Genomic DNA, 16,542 nt, shown 5'->3' on the forward strand with positions numbered 1-16,542 from the left:
AAAGGATAAGTAATTAGGTGTCAGCTGCAGCTTCTGAAAAAATTGACCAATGGACCATTTCAGCCTCGCAAAGAGTCTTAGTGGATCCGCTGCTGGATTGTTTAGTGCTACTCACTGAGCATTTTGGCAACCCGTGCTCGAGCGACTCGCTTGCGGCAGGTTTACCTTTGTCAGGTGCGGTATTAACACCCGATTTATTACCTCAGGCCGCGTCGAGGGCTGGCCTAGCGGCGAAGTTATCTCGAAAAGGCTTAAACGAAGTATCACCTATATTGCTTCCCTGTATTTTGTTATTAAAAGACAAGAAAGCCTGCATATTGCGTGAACTTGATGTTGAGTCCGATAAAGCGATTATTCAATTACCCGAGACGGGTGGTGAAGAGACGCTGACAATTGAGTCGCTCGAAGCCTTATATGTGGGATATTTATTCTTAGTTAAACAAGAATACCGTGGTGACATGGGCTTTGATGTTTATCTACACGATAATAAAACCCACTGGCTAGTCCAAACCCTAAAAGATTCTGCACCCATTTATCGCGATGCATTAATCGCTTCTGTATTAGTGAATTTGTTCGCCTTAGTTTCACCTTTATTTATTATGAACGTGTATGACAAAGTCGTGCCCAATCTTGCCTTTGAATCCCTGTGGGTGTTAGCGATTGGCGCTTCTATTGCTTATCTGTTTGATCTTGTCATGCGGCAGCTCAGAAGCTACCTGATTGATGTAGCCGGTAAAAAAGTAGACATTATAGTATCTTCTCGCCTCTTCGCAAAAGCGATTGGTATCCCCTTAGAAAAACGCTCCCCCAGTATTGGCGGTATGGCAAAACAATTAGGCGAATTCGATAACATCCGTGAAATTTTAACCTCGGCGACGATCACAACTTTAGTCGATCTGCCCTTTGCGGTATTTTTCTTAATTATTATCTACATCGTTGCTGGCGATCTCGCCATTGTTCCAGTGATCGGTGGCGCCATCATTATTGGCTTTACGCTTTATATTCAACCTAAACTCAAAGCCGCTATCGAAGAAGGCAATAAATTTTCAAGCCTGAAACATGGGCATTTAATCGAGAGTTTATCGGCACTAGAGTCAATCAAAGCCAATGGTGCCGAAGGTATAGTACAAAAAAGCTGGCAACAAATGATAGGCCACAGTGCCAACTGGCAATTAAGGTCAAAAAAGCTATCTAACTCAGTATCGAACGTGGCTAACTTCACAGTGCAATTTACCGTTGTTTGTGTGGTGATTTTGGGCGTTTATCGCGTGGCCGATAATGCGATATCGATGGGCGGAATTATTGCAGCCGTTATGTTATCAAGCCGTGCCATTTCACCTATGGCGCAGCTTGCAGGCCTGATGACCAGAGCAAACCACACTGCCAGCGCACTGCGTCAGCTTAATGAAATCATGACTCAAGAAGATGAGTTTGAAAATAAAGGGCATTTGGTTAGTAAACAAAGGCTGATAGGTAAAATCAATGCTGATCATGTCGGTTTTGGTTACCCTGGTTCAGAAAAACCAGTACTTCATCCTATGTCACTGACGATTAATCCCGGCGAGCGTATTGCGATTATTGGCCGCAATGGTTCAGGTAAAAGTACCCTTGCCAAGCTATTGGTTGGATTATTTCAACCTACAGCAGGAAGCTTGCGCTATGACGGTTTAGACTCGGCACAAATCCATCCGAGTGATTTACGCCGTAACTTTGGTTATTTGCCCCAAGATGTCACCCTGTTCCACGGTTCGATTCGCGACAATATTTTATTTGGTACACGCCAAGTCACTGAACATCAGCTGATCCGTGCAGTACAACTTTCTGGAGTGAGTCAATTTACCAACCTAGAAGCAGAGGGGTTAGACCAACAGGTCGGCGAAGGCGGCATGTCGCTCAGTCGCGGACAAAGACAGACCGTTGCCCTTGCTCGTGCCACACTCAATGACCCTCCAGTGCTATTGATGGATGAGCCCACCGCCAGCTTGGATGCGCGCGCAGAACAACAATTTATTCGCTCAATGCAGAATGTTAGCAAAGACAGAACCTTGATTCTTATTACCCATAAGATGCATCTACTGCAACTTGTTGACCGTATTATCGTACTCGAACGCGGTCATGTGGTCGCAGATGGTCCCAAGGCAGAAGTGTTAGAAAAACTCAATTTTGGCCTCGTGAATGGAGAAGCTAAAAGATGAGTAAAAATTTAACCGCAAATGACTTAGACATGGTTGATGATGTCTACGGCGCCATGATGACGGACGCTCCCAGCGGACACAGGTTAATCATATGGGCACTTGCAGCTATGGTTGTGTGTTTTTTACTGTGGGCGGGTTTTGCTAAATTAGACAAGGTCACCACTGGGACGGGGAAAGTCATCCCCTCATCACAAGTCCAAGTCATCCAGAGTTTAGATGGCGGCATAATGCAAGAGCTCTACGTTCAGGAAGGTGAAATGGTGACTAAAGGGCAACCTTTAGTACGTATTGATGATACCCGCTTCCGCTCCGACTATGCTCAACAAGAGCAAGAAGTTTTTGGCTTAAAAACCAATGCTATTCGTATGCGCGCCGAACTCGACAGCATTCTAATATCAGACATGACTTCTGACTGGCGCGAACAAGTACTCATTACTAAAAAGGCATTGGTATTCCCGGAGAATATTATTGCAGCGGAACCAGCCTTAGTTAAAAGACAACAAGAGGAATACAACGGACGCTTAGATAACTTAAGTAACCAGCTGGAGATCTTGGTACGTCAAATTCAACAAAGACAACAAGAAATTGATGATCTTGCGTCTAAAACAACGACGTTAACCACCAGTATGCAGCTGATCTCCCGTGAGCTTGAACTCACTCGGCCTTTAGCTAAAAAAGGTATCGTGCCTGAGGTTGAATTACTCAAACTCGAACGCACTGTGAACGATTTGCAAGGCGAATTGAATTCAATGCGCCTACTGCGCCCGAAAGTCAAAGCGGCGATGGATGAAGCCATCTTAAAACGCCGTGAAGCCGTATTCGTTTATGCCGCCGATCTACGCGCACAGCTTAATGAAACCCAAACCCGCCTGTCTCGCATGAATGAAGCACAAGTGGGCGCACAGGATAAAGTCAGCAAAGCCATTATCACCTCACCAGTCAATGGCACCATTAAAACCACTCACATCAATACACTAGGCGGCGTTGTGCAACCTGGAGTCGATATTATCGAAATAGTGCCATCGGAAGATCAGTTACTGATTGAAACCAAAATCTTGCCTAAAGATATCGCCTTCTTACACCCAGGATTACCCGCAGTGGTAAAGATTACCGCCTATGACTTTACTCGCTATGGCGGCCTTAAAGGGACAGTTGAACATATCAGTGCCGACACATCCCAAGATGAAGAGGGCAATAGCTATTATCTGATCCGAGTCAGAACTGCAGAATCCAGTTTAACCAAAAACGATGGCACACAGATGCCAATTATCCCGGGAATGTTAACTTCGGTTGACGTTATCACGGGGCAAAGATCCATACTTGAGTACATTTTAAATCCAATTTTAAGGGCTAAGGACACAGCGCTCAGAGAGCACTAAGCCTTTTTATAAACCGGGAGGTTGGTCATGAAGACTTCAGCAAGACGACAATTTCAATGTTCAAAGATAGCCATAGTGCTGTCATTGATCCTGTTACCTTTATCGGCTCAAAGCCAGACGTTAGAACAAGCCGTTGCACATACGCTTGATACGAATCCTGATTTACGTGTTGCCTTCAACCGCTTTAAAGCGCGTGAAGAACAAGTTAATCAAGCAATAGCAGGCTATATGCCGACTATTGATGTCAGTGGTGGCTACGGCTATGAACAGACTGATAGCGTATCGACCCGTAGACGACCAAATATCGGCGATGTCGATAGCAAAGGGGTGGCAGAATTAAACCGCGGAGAGTTTGGTGTTAGCTTAAAACAAATGCTTTTCGATGGTTTCTATACCAGCAGCGAAGTTGATCGTTATAGCTTTGAAGCCAGCGCAGACCAATGGGCACTGCTTGCTGCAGCTGAAGATATGGCACTCGATGTCAGTAAGGTCTACCTCAACTATTTGCGCACTGATGAAGTGCTGAAATTAGCAGAGAAAAACCTTAACAGCCATAAAGAAATTTATGACCAAATCAAGCAACGTACTGATTCAGGTTTAGGCTCAATTGCAGATCTCTCTCAAATCACGGGACGTTTGGCGCGGGCTAATGCCAACGTGATTTCTGCTCGTAACAATTTACTTGATGCAAAAGCGCAATACATCAGAATTGTAGAATCGGCACCAGCAGACTTAATCTTACCTGTTCCCGATGCAGAAATGCTGCCAAAGGATCTAAGCTCTGGCATTATCGCAGCACAGGAGAATCACCCCATACTCAAATCTGCAGCAAACGATATTAGCGCCGCAGAAAATGAGCGCTCTTCAGTACAATCTAATTACTACCCTCAGGTGTCTTTGGAGCTGAATGGTAATTGGAATAATGATGTCGGCGGCGAAGATGGTATCTCTGGCGCAGGAGCCTTCCGCAGTGATGTGGGTGGCTATAGCAATGATTTAATGGCCATGGTTCGAGTAAAGTATAACTTATTCTCGGGCGGTAAAGATCTTGCCCGTGAGAAAGAAACGGCCTACAAACTTGGTGAAGCCAAAGAAATCCGTCAGCGTGCCCAGCGCGAAGTAGTGGAAGGCGTCAATCTCGCTTGGAACGCATTTGAATTACTGGCACCTCAAAAGCAATACATCCGAGACCATGTCATAGCCGCAAAAGATACCCAATCAGCCTATGCACAACAGTTCAATTTAGGCCAACGCAGTCTTCTCGACTTGTTGGATACCGAAAATGAGCTCTTCGAAGCTCGTAAAGACTATTTACAGGCAGAGTATGATGAAATCATTGCTAAGTATCGCGTGCTAAATTCCACTGGACGCTTATTAGACTCTCTCAGAGTCACCAGACCTGAAGCATGGCGTGGAGAACGCAACTATGAAGGAGGAGCCAACCAATGAAAACGATAATCTTTTTTCTCAGTGTCACGATTTTAGCTGGTTGTTCAATGCGCGATACAGTTAATATTGACGAAATGACCACAACTCAAGCCTATGATCTATCAGATAAAGATGGAGATGGTGTTATTGAGGCCCGTGAACGCTGTAATGATACCGCACAAGGTGCCGGCACTGACAACTATGGCTGTGGCAAAATCAAAGCGATTAACGAGCGTAAAGAGTTAAGCATTTTATTCCCAAATGACTCTGCTTATATTGCACCAGAGTACTATCCTCAAATTGAGGAAGTCGCTGTATTTTTACAACAATACCCAACGACTAAAGTGACTATTGAAGGGCACACTAGCCGCACGGGAACCGATGAGCGCAACTTAGTATTGTCCCAAGAACGTGCCGATGCAGTGACAGCAGTGCTAGCAGAAAGATTTGGTATCGATAGAAACCGGCTCACAGCTAAAGGCTATGGTTCTAGTAATCCAGTGGTTTTAGAACGTACTCCAGAGGCTGAAATTAGTAACCGCCGTGTCGTGGCTGAAGTGACCGGTGATGATACGGCCACAGACATGAAATGGACGATTTACTCGGTCGATGACAACACAAAATAAAGGACTCACACATTAGGTTATGAACGGCAGACTTGGTTATAAACATTCATTATTGCGAGTCTGCCGTTTTAGCCTAATAGCGTCAGCCTTAGGCATATGCTGCCTATATGCTGCCCCCACACAAAACCTTGATGAAGGGAAGATCACTTCAACCCTTGAAAAACATTATGGTGAGCGTGCAGGGATGCGAGCTAGGGCTTGGTTCAAAGTGTTGTCGGAAGCAAGTACGCTAGATGAAAAAGAAAAGCTATTGAAAGTGAATAACTTTTTTAACTTATTCCGATTTATTGATGACAGTAAATTATGGGGTGAGTCGAATTATTGGGCAACGCCGATGGAGTTTATTGGCGTGAATGGTGGTGACTGCGAAGATTTTTCGATCGCAAAATACTTCACCTTGCTCCAACTTGGCGTGCAAGAGGACAAGATGCGGATCACTATGGTTAAAGCGACTACGGTGAATCAATATCACATGGTATTGGCTTACTATGAGACACCAGCATCGATCCCCTTAGTTCTCGATAATCTCGATCATGAAATAAAGCCCGCCACCAAAAGAAAAGATCTACTACCTGTTTATAGCTTTAACGGTAAACAGTTATGGCTCAATAAAGAGCAAGGTCGAGGTGTACTAGCGGGTTCGTCAACACGGCTAGAAAAATGGAACGATCTTAACCATAGATTAGGTGTTGACCGCCTTAGACAACCAAAATTAAAACTGGAGTAGCACCAAAAATGACACTGTTTAGACAGATTTATTCGCTGCTTTTTAGCCTATTTTTGCTCGTAGTTGCAAGCCTTGGCTATGTGCAATTTACTGAGACTCAAAGCTTTTTAACCAAGCAAATGGAGTCAGATCTAAACAATGCCAGCACTTCACTTGGTCTAATGCTTACTCCAGCACTTCAAGCTGGCGATACCGCAGCGGCAGAAACCTTAGTGAATGTCATCTTTGAAGGTGGCTATTATCAAAATGTAAAGCTGACATGGATGGTGGATGGTAAGCAACAAGAGTGGAATAACCCTTTAAGAATTGAAGATGTACCTCAATGGTTTATCAATTTAAATCTATTTAAAACCATCAAAAAACAAAGCACTATCACTTCTGGCTGGTTGCAACTCGCGCAACTTGAGATCACCGCTCATCCTGGGTTTGGTTACCATGAGCTGTGGCGAATCATGTCCAATACGATTATTGCCTTCTCTCTACTTTTCCTCGTAGCCATTTTTACCGCAAGAATTGGTTTAACGTGGATATTGAAACCTCTACACACTTTATCGGAACACGCGAAAAGTATTGCGGCACGCCAATTTGGCCCAGACATGGCATTACCTAAGACCACTGAATTGAAAGACTTAGTGACAGCATTTAACAGTATGTCGGCGCAGTTGAAGCAAGTGTTTCATTCCCTCGACGAAGAAGTCGGCGCGTTGCGTAAGAAAAATCTTGTCGATCCTGCGTCAGGTCTGCCTAACCGCCAATACGTGGTGAGCCGTTTAAATGGTTGGTTGAGTGAACCTAGCAGCGGCGCGTTATTCCTGGCTAAACTCGACTGGCTCGAAGAAGTGCACAGCAAATATGGCTACCAAGTTCGAGATGAAACCATACGGATCTTGGCAGAAAAGTTTCAGCTGCAGTTAAACGAAATAACACCGTCTGTTATAGGCCGCATTGCCGCCTATGAATTTGCATTTTTAGTGACTGATGTTGAACACGATCAAATCAGCAAATATTTACAAACGCTTATCCGCACCATCAACCAAGAAATGTCGAAGGCGGGCTGTAAGCCTAATGAAGACTTTGCGATTGGTATTGCGGAGCGTATTGGGCAAATGAATGTGTCGGATATTTTGGCCCAAGCCGACAACGCCCTTCAAAAAGCGTTACAAGAAAATAAAACTTTCCATTGGTTTGAAACCACAGAGCAGCAATTATTCACCCGTGAACAGTGGCGGGATAACCTTAGCCATGCCATCAGTAATAAGAAGTTTAAGTTTAGATGGCAACCAATCCAGTTTTGCGATGGCGATGGCATAGCGCAACGGGAATTATATTGCCAATTAGAGCTCGGCGATCAACTCGCCCATGCAGGGCAATTTATGCCTTATATCGAGCTCTTATCTCTCGGTGCCCTGCTCGATAAATGTTTGATTGAAACTGTCTACGAGCAGAAACTATTAGAGCGTAGCTATGAACCGCTCGCGATTAACTTAACCCACCAAAGTATTAACGATCCGCAATTCCATGAGTGGCTCAATCACTTCTTACGCAATGCCGCATTTATTGAGCGGATCTGCTTCGAAATCCCTGAAGCGGGCGTCTATAGCGATCTTAAGTCGTGTCAGCACTTATGTAACATCATTCGTGATAACGGTGCTAAATTCGGCATTGACCACTTTGGGCGTCAGTTTGGCTCTATGTCTTATCTACAAGAATTAAGACCTAGCTATGTGAAACTCGATCAATCCTTCGCCTACTATGATGAGACCCACCACAGTAGTGAACTGTGCCGCGCGCTAATCAACGTAGCGAAAGGATTAGATATTCAAGTCATAGTGACGGGTATTCAAGAACAAGCTCAGCTAGAGCGCTTTAACGAGCTTAGAACAGATGCCTATCAGGGCTTTATCGCCCCTCCGGTGAATCTTGATTAAGCCAAATTAAGAAGTGATATTAAAAGTAAAAAGCTCCGTAAGGAGCTTTTTACTTTTCTAACGACAGAATGGCTATATCGATACCGTTGCACATCTGTATTGCCTACATAGAGTTTAAGCAAACGCATAAACAATTTCTGTATGAAGCTACATTGCACAAGTGGTAAAAGTCCCTGTGTATTGATTAAGAATGCTGAGACGTTTCTGCTTATCTGTTCGATGCGTTGAATTTGGTCGATACGTTGAAAGCGCGAGGATTCGACCTCTGCTTTCTGGCAATAAGGCTTCTAATGCCAAGATACAAACAGCAAACCGCAGATGCAAAAAAGCCCCAGTGTATTCATTAGAATACTGAGGCTTTTTTACTTATTTGGTCGGTGATAGAGGATTCGAACCTCTGACCCTCTGGTCCCAAACCAGATGCGCTACCGGGCTGCGCTAATCACCGTAAACTGTTCACTATTTACTTAACTTACATTAAGCTCGCTAGCTATGCGAAGAATTTGGTCGGTGATAGAGGATTCGAACCTCTGACCCTCTGGTCCCAAACCAGATGCGCTACCGGGCTGCGCTAATCACCGAGAATATCAATCTTTATATCAAAGTAAACGAAATGGGGTGACTGATGGGGCTCGAACCCACGACAACCGGAATCACAATCCGGGACTCTACCAACTGAGCTACAATCACCACTGACTTTCACTTATCTTTCTAACCTAAAAGCTCACAACTCTATTCGGAATTGGTGCGCCCAAAAGGATTCGAACCTTCGGCCTCACCCTCCGGAGGGGTGCGCTCTATCCAGCTGAGCTATGGGCGCTCGCCTTGGTTAGCGCCGCATATACTAGGGTCAAATCCCCTTTGAGTCTATAGCTGTTTTGCACTTTTTTTACTGACTGCTCAAGTTTTATCACATTAGCTGACTTTTAAAGCAAAATGCAGCCAAAATATGACTTGGATGTTACAGTATTTCATGCTAATTATAGAGATTGGTAAAAACAACCCTATATTTAACTAGTGAGTATCATGTTTAAGGATGAAGATGAAACTGGCCAGCCTCGTATAAATGAAGCTGAACGCTTACGCAAAAAAATTATTCGCTTAAAACAATTAGCGCATAAGTACAAGCATGCCGAGATCATTCAAAACGCATTACTCGAAATTTCCAATATTGCGACCCATGCTTCTTCACTCGAAGAATTCTATGTCGGCGTGCATAGCCACCTAAAACAACTCATTCCCGCTGATAATTTTTTTATTTCAACCCTCGATGTCAGCACTGGCGAGCTTGCTATCCCTTTTTTCGCCGATGAGAAAGATGCGCATCCTGCGGAGCTTTATCCTGAACAATCCTTATCAACATTACTACAGCAGGGATTAACGGGCTACGTTCTCAGAACTGGTAAGGCTTTGTTATGTGATGATGACAAAGTCAATGAACTGATTGCCGCAGAGGAAATCGTTAACTTAGGTTCTCCCTGCCATTTATGGCTTGGCGTGCCCATCAAACACGATGACATAGTGACCGGCGTATTAGTCGTGCAAACCTACGACACGAATGTCAGTTATGGTGAAATCGAACTCGAGTTAATGACCTTCATTTGTCACCATATCTCAGGAGTAATGGAACGGCTCAAGCATCAGGAGCAATTAGAACAAGCCATCCAGCAAAGAACCAGAGAACTCAGCCAAGCCTACGACAAATTAAAACTAGAAGTCTATGAAAGACGCAGAGCTGAGCGCTTACAAAAATCACTGTTCGAAATTGCCGAACTAGCCAGTTCCAGTGCCGACAACCCAGACTTTTATGCCCAATTGCATAATGTCATTCGACACCTCATTCCCGCCAACAATTGCTATATCGCGCTTTTGGATGACACAGAAACTCATCTCACGTTCCCCTTTTATGTCTCGCAATTAGCCAATAAACATCCAGGAACTCGGCCGCTACAGGATGGCTTAACCGAATATGTGCTCAAACATAAGCGCCCACTACTGTTAGATCAAAATAGTATCAATGCGTTAATTGCCTCTGGCGAATTGTATTCCCAAGCGCCAGCGTTAAACCACACTCAAACTATGCATCAATGGATTGGCATCCCCCTCTTCATCCATGATCAAGTACGTGGTGCCTTGACGATTTACAGTTTTAGCATGACGCAAAATTACCAAGTCAAAGACTTAGAATTACTGACATTTGTCTCGCAACACATTGGTTCTGCTATCGAGAAGAAACTGTCCGCAGAGTCCTTGCAACGCAGTTATGAAGAGCTAGAAGAAAAAGTCATCGATCGCACTAAAGCGTTAGCCGAACTCAATCAAAACCTTGAGAAAGAAATTCAACAACGCCGCAGTATGGAAGCTAAGTTAGTTCACGACGCTAAGCATGATGCACTCACAGGCCTGCCTAACCGCGCTATGTTTATGGAACGCTTATCTCAAGCCATTAAGCACGTCCGTCGCCATAGCTTAGAACAGTTTGCCCTGCTCTTTATCGATCTCGACCGCTTCAAACAGATTAACGACACTATGGGGCACTTAGAAGGCGATAAATTCTTAATCGAGACAGCAAGCCGCCTCAAGTCCTGCATTCGTGATAACGACACATTAGCGCGCCTGGGTGGTGATGAGTTCGTGATCTTGCTCGATAGTATTAACAACATCAACGACGCAAGAGACGTATCAGAAAGAGTGATCCAAAAAATATCCCAGCCCTATCGACTCGGCACGATGGAATTTAACTCTGGCGCCAGTATCGGTATTACCATCAGTGGTAAACATAAAGTCGATACCAGTGAATCTATGTTGCGTAACGCAGATACAGCCATGTATCAAGCGAAAGCCAACGGTAAGGGCTGCTATGTTATTTTTGATGATAACGCCCAACATCAAGCTATACAGGATGTCGAGTTAGAAAATGAATTTAGACAGGCATTACACCATGCCGAAATCGAACTCAGTTATTTACCTGTCGTCGATTTTAACACTGGTCAAGTACATGCATTAGAAAGTCGCCTGTTTTGGCAGCACCCACTACGTGGACTTTTACAACAAGAACAACTCAGTGCACTTGCTGAACAATCACATCTTACCGTTGAACTCGATAAATATACGATCAGCATAATAGATCGCACTTATGCTGAACTGCTCAAGCAACATGATGAATCTATTGAATTACATGTGATGCTTTCGAGCCAACATCTCAAGCATAAGCACGTACTGCGCAGTTTGAAAAACACCCTCAAGCAGACCCAGTTAAACCTGAGCCATTTGTGGTTATTCTTTAATGAAAAAGCCCTAGTGCAGGAGACTGAAAATCATATCAATGGCTTTGAATTGTTGCAGAAACTCGGGGTGAAACTCGGTATCAGTCATTACGGTAGCGGCTATAGTGCATTAAATAGCTTATTGTTTTTGCCGATTAAAGGCTTAAAGCTCGACGCCAATCTCACTAAACAGATACACGCTGAACAGCAGCTTAAATTAATGTCCGCTTATCAAAAAACGGCATCAACCTTAGAACTGCAAACCTTTGTCGATGGCATTGATTGCCCTGAACAAAAACGTATCTTCAGTGAACTGGGTTATCAGCTGGGTCAGGGGGCTGCTTTAGCCGACACTTTTACCTTAAGTGACACCCAACCACAGAACTGTACTCAGCTCGAATATGCCTAGATAAACCCCAAGCGATTGACTTTAAATAACAGTAAGCGAAACGCTCGTTATTTTTTAAACATATCCCTTAAGCTAGAAATGTTGGCTCGCCCAGTCTGCATCCGCTCCAGCTCCGTTTGCTGTGGTTTACGATTTTCCCACACCACATCATCTTGAGGTAACTCAAGCAAGAAACGGCTCGGCTCGCAACGCATGGTTTCACCAAATTGACGCCTTTCACGGCAGAGGGTAAACCACAGTTCACGTTGAGCCCGAGTGATGCCCACGTAGGCTAAGCGACGCTCTTCATCGACATTGTCTTCATCTATGCTGGTTTGATGGGGCAAGATCCGCTCCTCCACTCCCACCATAAACACAAACGGGAACTCTAAGCCCTTAGAAGCATGCAAGGTCATCAACTGCACTTGATCGCCGCCTTCATCCTCGCTATTGCGCTCCATCATGTCTCTGAGCGTCAGTCGAGTCACGACCTCAGGCAAGGTCATTGGCTCATCTAATTCATCACCTGCGAGCATCTCAGTTACCCAACGGTATAGCTCTGAGATATTCTTCATCCGCATTTCAGCGGCTTTGGCACTCGTGCTGGTTTCGTATAGATAATCTTCATAATTGATCTTACGGATCAAATGCTTCACAGCTTCGACAGGTTCACCACGCTCTGCATGGTCCCCTGTCTCGACGATGAAACGACCAAATTGATACAGGGATGACATGGCCGCCGGCGGCAAATGATGATTGAGTTCAGGCTCAAAAATCGCCGCAAACATAGAAATATGCTTCTCATTAGCGAAATTACCTAAGCGCTCTAAAGTCGATGGGCCTATGCCACGTTTAGGCAAGTTAACGATGCGCAGAAAAGCATTATCATCATCGGGATTCACCACCAGCTTTAGATAGCCCATGATGTCTTTGATTTCAGCACGGGCGAAGAATGACGTGCCACCACTCAATTTGTAAGGAATGCGGTTCGTCATCAGCGCGCGCTCGAGTAACCGCGATTGATGGTTGCCGCGATACAGAATCGCATAGTCGCCAAACTGAGTACGGCCAACAAACTTGTGTCGCACAATTTCCGCGACCACACGTTCTGCCTCTTGATCCTCGTTGGCGGCAAATAGCACCCGCAGCGGCTCCCCATAGGCAAGCTCACTAAAGAGCGCTTTATCGTAAACATGGGGATTGTTCGCGATAAGAATGTTGGCAGCCCGCAGGATCCGTTGACTAGAACGGTAATTCTGCTCGAGCTTAATTAACTTAAGCTGCGGAAAATCCGTACCCAATAACACTAAGTTTTGTGGTTTAGCACCGCGCCATGAATAGATGGACTGATCGTCGTCACCCACTACGGTAAAGCGCGCCCGATCACCCACTAACAGCTTTACCATTTCATATTGGCTGGTATTGGTATCTTGATATTCATCCACCAGCAAGTATTGGATCTTGGTTTGCCAGCGGGTACGCACTTCTTCATGATGCCGCAACAATAAAGTTGGCATCAGGATTAAATCGTCAAAATCTAAGGCGTTATAGGCTTTCATGTGCTGGGCATAACGCTGATACAACATGGCAAATAAATGCTGCTGCTCATCTTTAGCAATTTTGCGTGCATGCTCGGGAATAATTAAACCGCCCTTCCAGTTTGAAATCGTACTGGCGAGCGCTTTGAGTAAATCTTTATCTTCGTCTAACTCGTCTTGGGTTAACTCTTTGAGCAGTGCCAAGGTATCTTGATCATCAAACAGCGAAAATCCCGGCTTTAAGCCTAAGACCTTATGCTCACGTTTAATGATTTCAAGCCCTAAGGTGTGGAAGGTTGAAATCCACAGGCCTCTGGCCTCTTTGCGTCCCATGGACTGAGCGACCCGCTCTTTCATCTCACGGGCAGCCTTGTTGGTGAAGGTCACCGCCGCAATATTGCGTGCCTTATAGCCGCATTTTTCGACCAAGTAACCGATTTTATTGATAATTACGCGCGTCTTACCACTGCCCGCACCCGCCAATACTAGGCAAGGGCCTGAAACATAATGAACAGCATCGTTTTGGGCGGGATTGAGTTTCATCTTTGCGCAATATCCAAACAAGTCGACAGAAAGGGATGGGATCATAGCAGAATCGGCGGTTTTAAGGCTAACAAATCCCCGCTTGGGCTGAGCAGAACTCAACCCAATAGACATGCTTAGCCGTGATATAAGCCTCAACAACGACTCACTAAAGCCATCGCGCGTTAGCTTTACTTTTGAAACCTAACGCACTGAGTTACAATCGAGCTATTCATTGAAGAGGCGGACAAGATAATGATCAATCCAAAGAAAATTGAAGAAATGGCGAAACAGCTGAGCGAAAGTTTGCCCAGCGGTCTGAAGCAATTTGCCGGTGAATTTGAAGAGCGCAGCAAACAAGTTCTGCAAAATCAATTACTCAAGTTGGATTTGGTTTCCCGTGAAGAATTTGATGTGCAGCAACATGTGCTACTGAAAACCCGCGAAAAGTTAGAAGCGCTGCAAACTCAAGTCAATGAGTTAGAAAAAAAGCTCAACGCTGCGGGCTAACTTACGTTACGCATATTGAATAAAGCACAGTGAGCGAAAGCGCAGCTGTGCTTTTTTGTTTTTAACGCTTCGAGCAGTGCGTCTCTTGGGGAAATAATGCAGCAACTCGCCAGCTATATTCTTGCGATTCATGTATATCCAAGCTTAGTGTCGATAGTGAGCCATTCGAGTAAAAACCATAGCTATCAAGATAACGACCTCACTATTCATGAAGTAGAAATGCTGTACCACTTCGATAACGGCGTGGTGATCTGCCAGCAAACCGAACAAGATCAACTCATGATTGAGGCGGCATCGGACAGTGTTTTCGAAGACTATTGGATAAACTATCGGGTGATAGCATCGAGCGGAATCGTTATTTCACCGCAGCAGAAATCCTTCAGTAACCTTTGCCAACAGGGATTCAGGCTCAAGATGCAACGGGATCGCAGCTCAATATAGACCCGCAAAATAGACCCGCAAACCTGAGTGATTGATTGAGGCAAAGCGTCAACAGAGGGAAGACGATAAGCGTGATGGAAACCGCAGTGGAATTGACGACTTTTGAGAGCCTAATACGCTGGACATTACTCCTGCTTGGTGGCCTGCCGCTACTCACTTATCCCGGAGTACTCCTCGCCAGTTTGATGGGACTGGCCAGTCAATCAAGTATCAAACCCGCTTTTATCACTCGATTGATGAATCAGTGTTTTCTGTGGGGCAGCCTAGTTTATCCCGCCGTATATATTCCCTGCTATCGCATCGCAAGCGATAGCACAGCCTCGTCACCCTTAGTCACCGCAACCTTGCCACTGCTGTATCTCATTTTACTCTATGGTTGCTTTCGCTTTATGGACATTCCAATTAAAGCGACTGATGACTAACACTTTTGTTGCCGTGCATACTTCTGCTTAAGGCCTTTATGATTTGCTTTAATTAACTTCCAGCGATCGCAACCGTTAAAGCGGGCATATTCACTGACGGCGATATCAAAGGCAGCACAGAAATCCTCATCTAGGCCATTCACCATCACGCCCGCTTCTAAGGTCAATTGCTGCAATAACAAGATGCCCGTTTGGCGATCGGCTTTCACATCCACGCGGCCGACAAAAGTATCGCGCCACAGAATCGCTAAAGAATAATAACCATACCGACGCTTTTCGGCGGGCACATAGACTTCAATTTGATAATCAAAATCAAACCATTGCTTTAGCCGTTGCCGTTGGATTAACAAATTATCGAAGGGATTAAGCAGCCAGACTTTATTGGGTAATGGCGCATGGAGCTGTAATGCAGGGTAGTAAAAGTAGCTTTGCCCCGCCGCCTTAAAACTCGCTAATCCCCCCTGTGACTGCATCTCTGCCAGCTCTTGGGCTACTGCTGATTTTAAGCCTTTGCGTAGATAAGCTATTTGCGCCGCAGTACCAAAGGCATGGGCATCGAGATAACGATCAATCAGATAGCGGGTAAATTCAGCCTCTGTCGGTGCTTTGGCATTTATGTCTTGTGGTAACACCCGCGCAGTAAGATCGTAAACCTTCTGGAATTTCTCTCGCCGCACCACCATCAGCTCACCACGCATAAAGAGCTGCTCTAGGGCTTTTTTCGCGGGCTTCCAATCCCACCAGGCACCGTTTTTACCTTCACTGTGTTCAAAATCACTGGCCTTGAGTGGCCCTTCTGCAAGGATTCGTGCCCGCACTTCTTGCATTACTTTATCGTCGGGCTCAAACCAATGCTTACCGCCATTTTGCAGCTGCAGTTTACGTTGCAAACTAAAACGGTAATCGGCGATCGGTAAATAGGCCGCCGCATGGGACCAATATTCGAAAATCTCACCTTTAGCCAAAGCCGAATCGAGCATCTTCGGCTGGTATCCGGGCATACGGCTATGCAACACATGGTGATGCGCACGCTCAACCACGTTAATCGAGTCGATTTGCACATAACTTAGGCGCAAGACAGTCTCAGCCACCGAAGTCTGTGGCTGTAATAATCCTTGCTGCTGCATCGTTAATTGCAGCCATTCGCGGGGTGAAAAGGGATTCGACATCAA

At 45.2% G+C, this 16,542-nt stretch carries 12 protein-coding genes and 4 tRNA genes; 10 read left to right on the forward strand and 6 right to left on the reverse strand.

Annotated elements, in window-relative coordinates; genetic code table 11:
- Window positions 1-17: 17 nt before the first annotated feature.
- Genes AC5YB3_RS09730 through AC5YB3_RS09755 form a run of 6 tightly spaced genes read left to right on the forward strand, consistent with a single transcriptional unit; the run spans window position 18 to window position 8,283 of the window.
- Window positions 18-2,195, forward strand: coding sequence for a type I secretion system permease/ATPase (locus AC5YB3_RS09730; protein ID WP_006084409.1), 2,178 nt, complete (start codon window positions 18-20; stop codon window positions 2,193-2,195).
- Entirely contained in the window at window positions 2,192-3,574 is a 1,383-nt protein-coding gene (locus AC5YB3_RS09735) for an HlyD family type I secretion periplasmic adaptor subunit (RefSeq protein WP_006083434.1), read from the forward strand. The genes AC5YB3_RS09730 and AC5YB3_RS09735 overlap by 4 nt, the downstream gene beginning before the upstream one ends.
- A gap of 27 nt (window positions 3,575-3,601) precedes the next feature.
- The gene (locus AC5YB3_RS09740; RefSeq protein WP_107946338.1) at window positions 3,602-5,023 is read left to right on the forward strand and encodes a TolC family outer membrane protein; all 1,422 of its coding nucleotides are present in this window, start codon (window positions 3,602-3,604) and stop codon (window positions 5,021-5,023) included.
- The gene (locus AC5YB3_RS09745) at window positions 5,020-5,628 is read left to right on the forward strand and encodes an OmpA family protein (protein WP_494527023.1); all 609 of its coding nucleotides are present in this window, start codon (window positions 5,020-5,022) and stop codon (window positions 5,626-5,628) included. Before AC5YB3_RS09740 ends, AC5YB3_RS09745 begins: the two co-directional genes overlap by 4 nt.
- Before the next feature lie 19 nt (window positions 5,629-5,647).
- The gene (locus AC5YB3_RS09750) at window positions 5,648-6,355 is read left to right on the forward strand and encodes a transglutaminase-like cysteine peptidase (protein ID WP_006083437.1); all 708 of its coding nucleotides are present in this window, start codon (window positions 5,648-5,650) and stop codon (window positions 6,353-6,355) included.
- A gap of 8 nt (window positions 6,356-6,363) precedes the next feature.
- Window positions 6,364-8,283 (forward strand): bifunctional diguanylate cyclase/phosphodiesterase, encoded by a 1,920-nt coding sequence (locus tag AC5YB3_RS09755; RefSeq protein ID WP_494527024.1) that lies wholly within the window; start codon window positions 6,364-6,366, stop codon window positions 8,281-8,283.
- 371 nt (window positions 8,284-8,654) lie between these two features.
- On the opposite strand, the gene AC5YB3_RS09760 is transcribed toward AC5YB3_RS09755, so the two are convergent.
- The 4 genes from AC5YB3_RS09760 to AC5YB3_RS09775 form a co-directional block, all read right to left on the reverse strand.
- Window positions 8,655-8,731: transfer RNA gene (locus AC5YB3_RS09760), tRNA-Pro, on the reverse strand.
- A gap of 56 nt (window positions 8,732-8,787) precedes the next feature.
- Window positions 8,788-8,864 (reverse strand) — tRNA-Pro (locus AC5YB3_RS09765).
- A 33-nt stretch (window positions 8,865-8,897) separates the two neighbouring features.
- Window positions 8,898-8,973: transfer RNA gene (locus AC5YB3_RS09770), tRNA-His, on the reverse strand.
- A 53-nt stretch (window positions 8,974-9,026) separates the two neighbouring features.
- A tRNA-Arg gene (locus AC5YB3_RS09775) sits at window positions 9,027-9,103 on the reverse strand.
- Window positions 9,104-9,309: 206 nt separating this feature from the next.
- On the opposite strand from AC5YB3_RS09775, the gene AC5YB3_RS09780 reads away from it, so the two are divergent.
- Complete coding sequence (locus AC5YB3_RS09780; RefSeq protein WP_494527025.1) at window positions 9,310-11,958, forward strand: sensor domain-containing phosphodiesterase; 2,649 nt, start codon at window positions 9,310-9,312, stop codon at window positions 11,956-11,958.
- Between the two features lie 47 nt (window positions 11,959-12,005).
- Here AC5YB3_RS09780 and rep read toward each other — a convergent pair whose 3' ends face one another.
- The gene (gene rep / locus AC5YB3_RS09785; RefSeq protein WP_494527177.1) at window positions 12,006-14,018 is read right to left on the reverse strand and encodes a DNA helicase Rep; all 2,013 of its coding nucleotides are present in this window, start codon (window positions 14,016-14,018) and stop codon (window positions 12,006-12,008) included.
- Between the two features lie 234 nt (window positions 14,019-14,252).
- Between rep and ubiK the strand changes: the two genes are divergently transcribed.
- The 3 genes from ubiK (at window position 14,253) to AC5YB3_RS09800 (ending at window position 15,370) form a co-directional block, all read left to right on the forward strand.
- Entirely contained in the window at window positions 14,253-14,507 is a 255-nt protein-coding gene (gene ubiK, locus AC5YB3_RS09790; protein ID WP_494527026.1) for a ubiquinone biosynthesis accessory factor UbiK, read from the forward strand.
- 96 nt (window positions 14,508-14,603) lie between these two features.
- Window positions 14,604-14,948 carry a hypothetical protein gene (locus AC5YB3_RS09795; RefSeq protein ID WP_494527027.1) on the forward strand — a complete coding sequence of 115 codons (345 nt, stop codon included), beginning with the start codon at window positions 14,604-14,606 and terminating at the stop codon, window positions 14,946-14,948.
- 74 nt (window positions 14,949-15,022) lie between these two features.
- Window positions 15,023-15,370 carry a hypothetical protein gene (locus AC5YB3_RS09800; RefSeq protein WP_259527765.1) on the forward strand — a complete coding sequence of 116 codons (348 nt, stop codon included), beginning with the start codon at window positions 15,023-15,025 and terminating at the stop codon, window positions 15,368-15,370.
- Here AC5YB3_RS09800 and AC5YB3_RS09805 read toward each other — a convergent pair.
- Complete coding sequence (locus tag AC5YB3_RS09805) at window positions 15,367-16,539, reverse strand: winged helix-turn-helix domain-containing protein (protein WP_494527028.1); 1,173 nt, start codon at window positions 16,537-16,539, stop codon at window positions 15,367-15,369. The two genes, AC5YB3_RS09800 and AC5YB3_RS09805, sit on opposite strands and share 4 nt — an antisense overlap.
- Window positions 16,540-16,542 lie beyond the last annotated feature (3 nt).

The organism is Shewanella sp. 1311 (assembly GCF_059338235.1).

Bases quoted from the DNA above. Each gene is read 5' to 3' on its own strand.
- AC5YB3_RS09735 (WP_006083434.1), top strand. From the start codon at position 2,192: ATGAGTAAAAATTTAACCGCAAATGACTTAGACATGGTTGATGATGTC.
- AC5YB3_RS09740 (WP_107946338.1), top strand. From the start codon at position 3,602: ATGAAGACTTCAGCAAGACGACAATTTCAATGTTCAAAGATAGCCATA.
- AC5YB3_RS09745 (WP_494527023.1), top strand. From the start codon at position 5,020: ATGAAAACGATAATCTTTTTTCTCAGTGTCACGATTTTAGCTGGTTGT.
- AC5YB3_RS09750 (WP_006083437.1), top strand. From the start codon at position 5,648: ATGAACGGCAGACTTGGTTATAAACATTCATTATTGCGAGTCTGCCGT.
- AC5YB3_RS09755 (WP_494527024.1), top strand. From the start codon at position 6,364: ATGACACTGTTTAGACAGATTTATTCGCTGCTTTTTAGCCTATTTTTG.
- AC5YB3_RS09780 (WP_494527025.1), top strand. From the start codon at position 9,310: ATGTTTAAGGATGAAGATGAAACTGGCCAGCCTCGTATAAATGAAGCT.
- rep (WP_494527177.1), bottom strand. From the start codon at position 14,018: ATGAAACTCAATCCCGCCCAAAACGATGCTGTTCATTATGTTTCAGGC.
- ubiK (WP_494527026.1), top strand. From the start codon at position 14,253: ATGATCAATCCAAAGAAAATTGAAGAAATGGCGAAACAGCTGAGCGAA.
- AC5YB3_RS09795 (WP_494527027.1), top strand. From the start codon at position 14,604: ATGCAGCAACTCGCCAGCTATATTCTTGCGATTCATGTATATCCAAGC.
- AC5YB3_RS09800 (WP_259527765.1), top strand. From the start codon at position 15,023: ATGGAAACCGCAGTGGAATTGACGACTTTTGAGAGCCTAATACGCTGG.
- AC5YB3_RS09805 (WP_494527028.1), bottom strand. From the start codon at position 16,539: ATGTCGAATCCCTTTTCACCCCGCGAATGGCTGCAATTAACGATGCAG.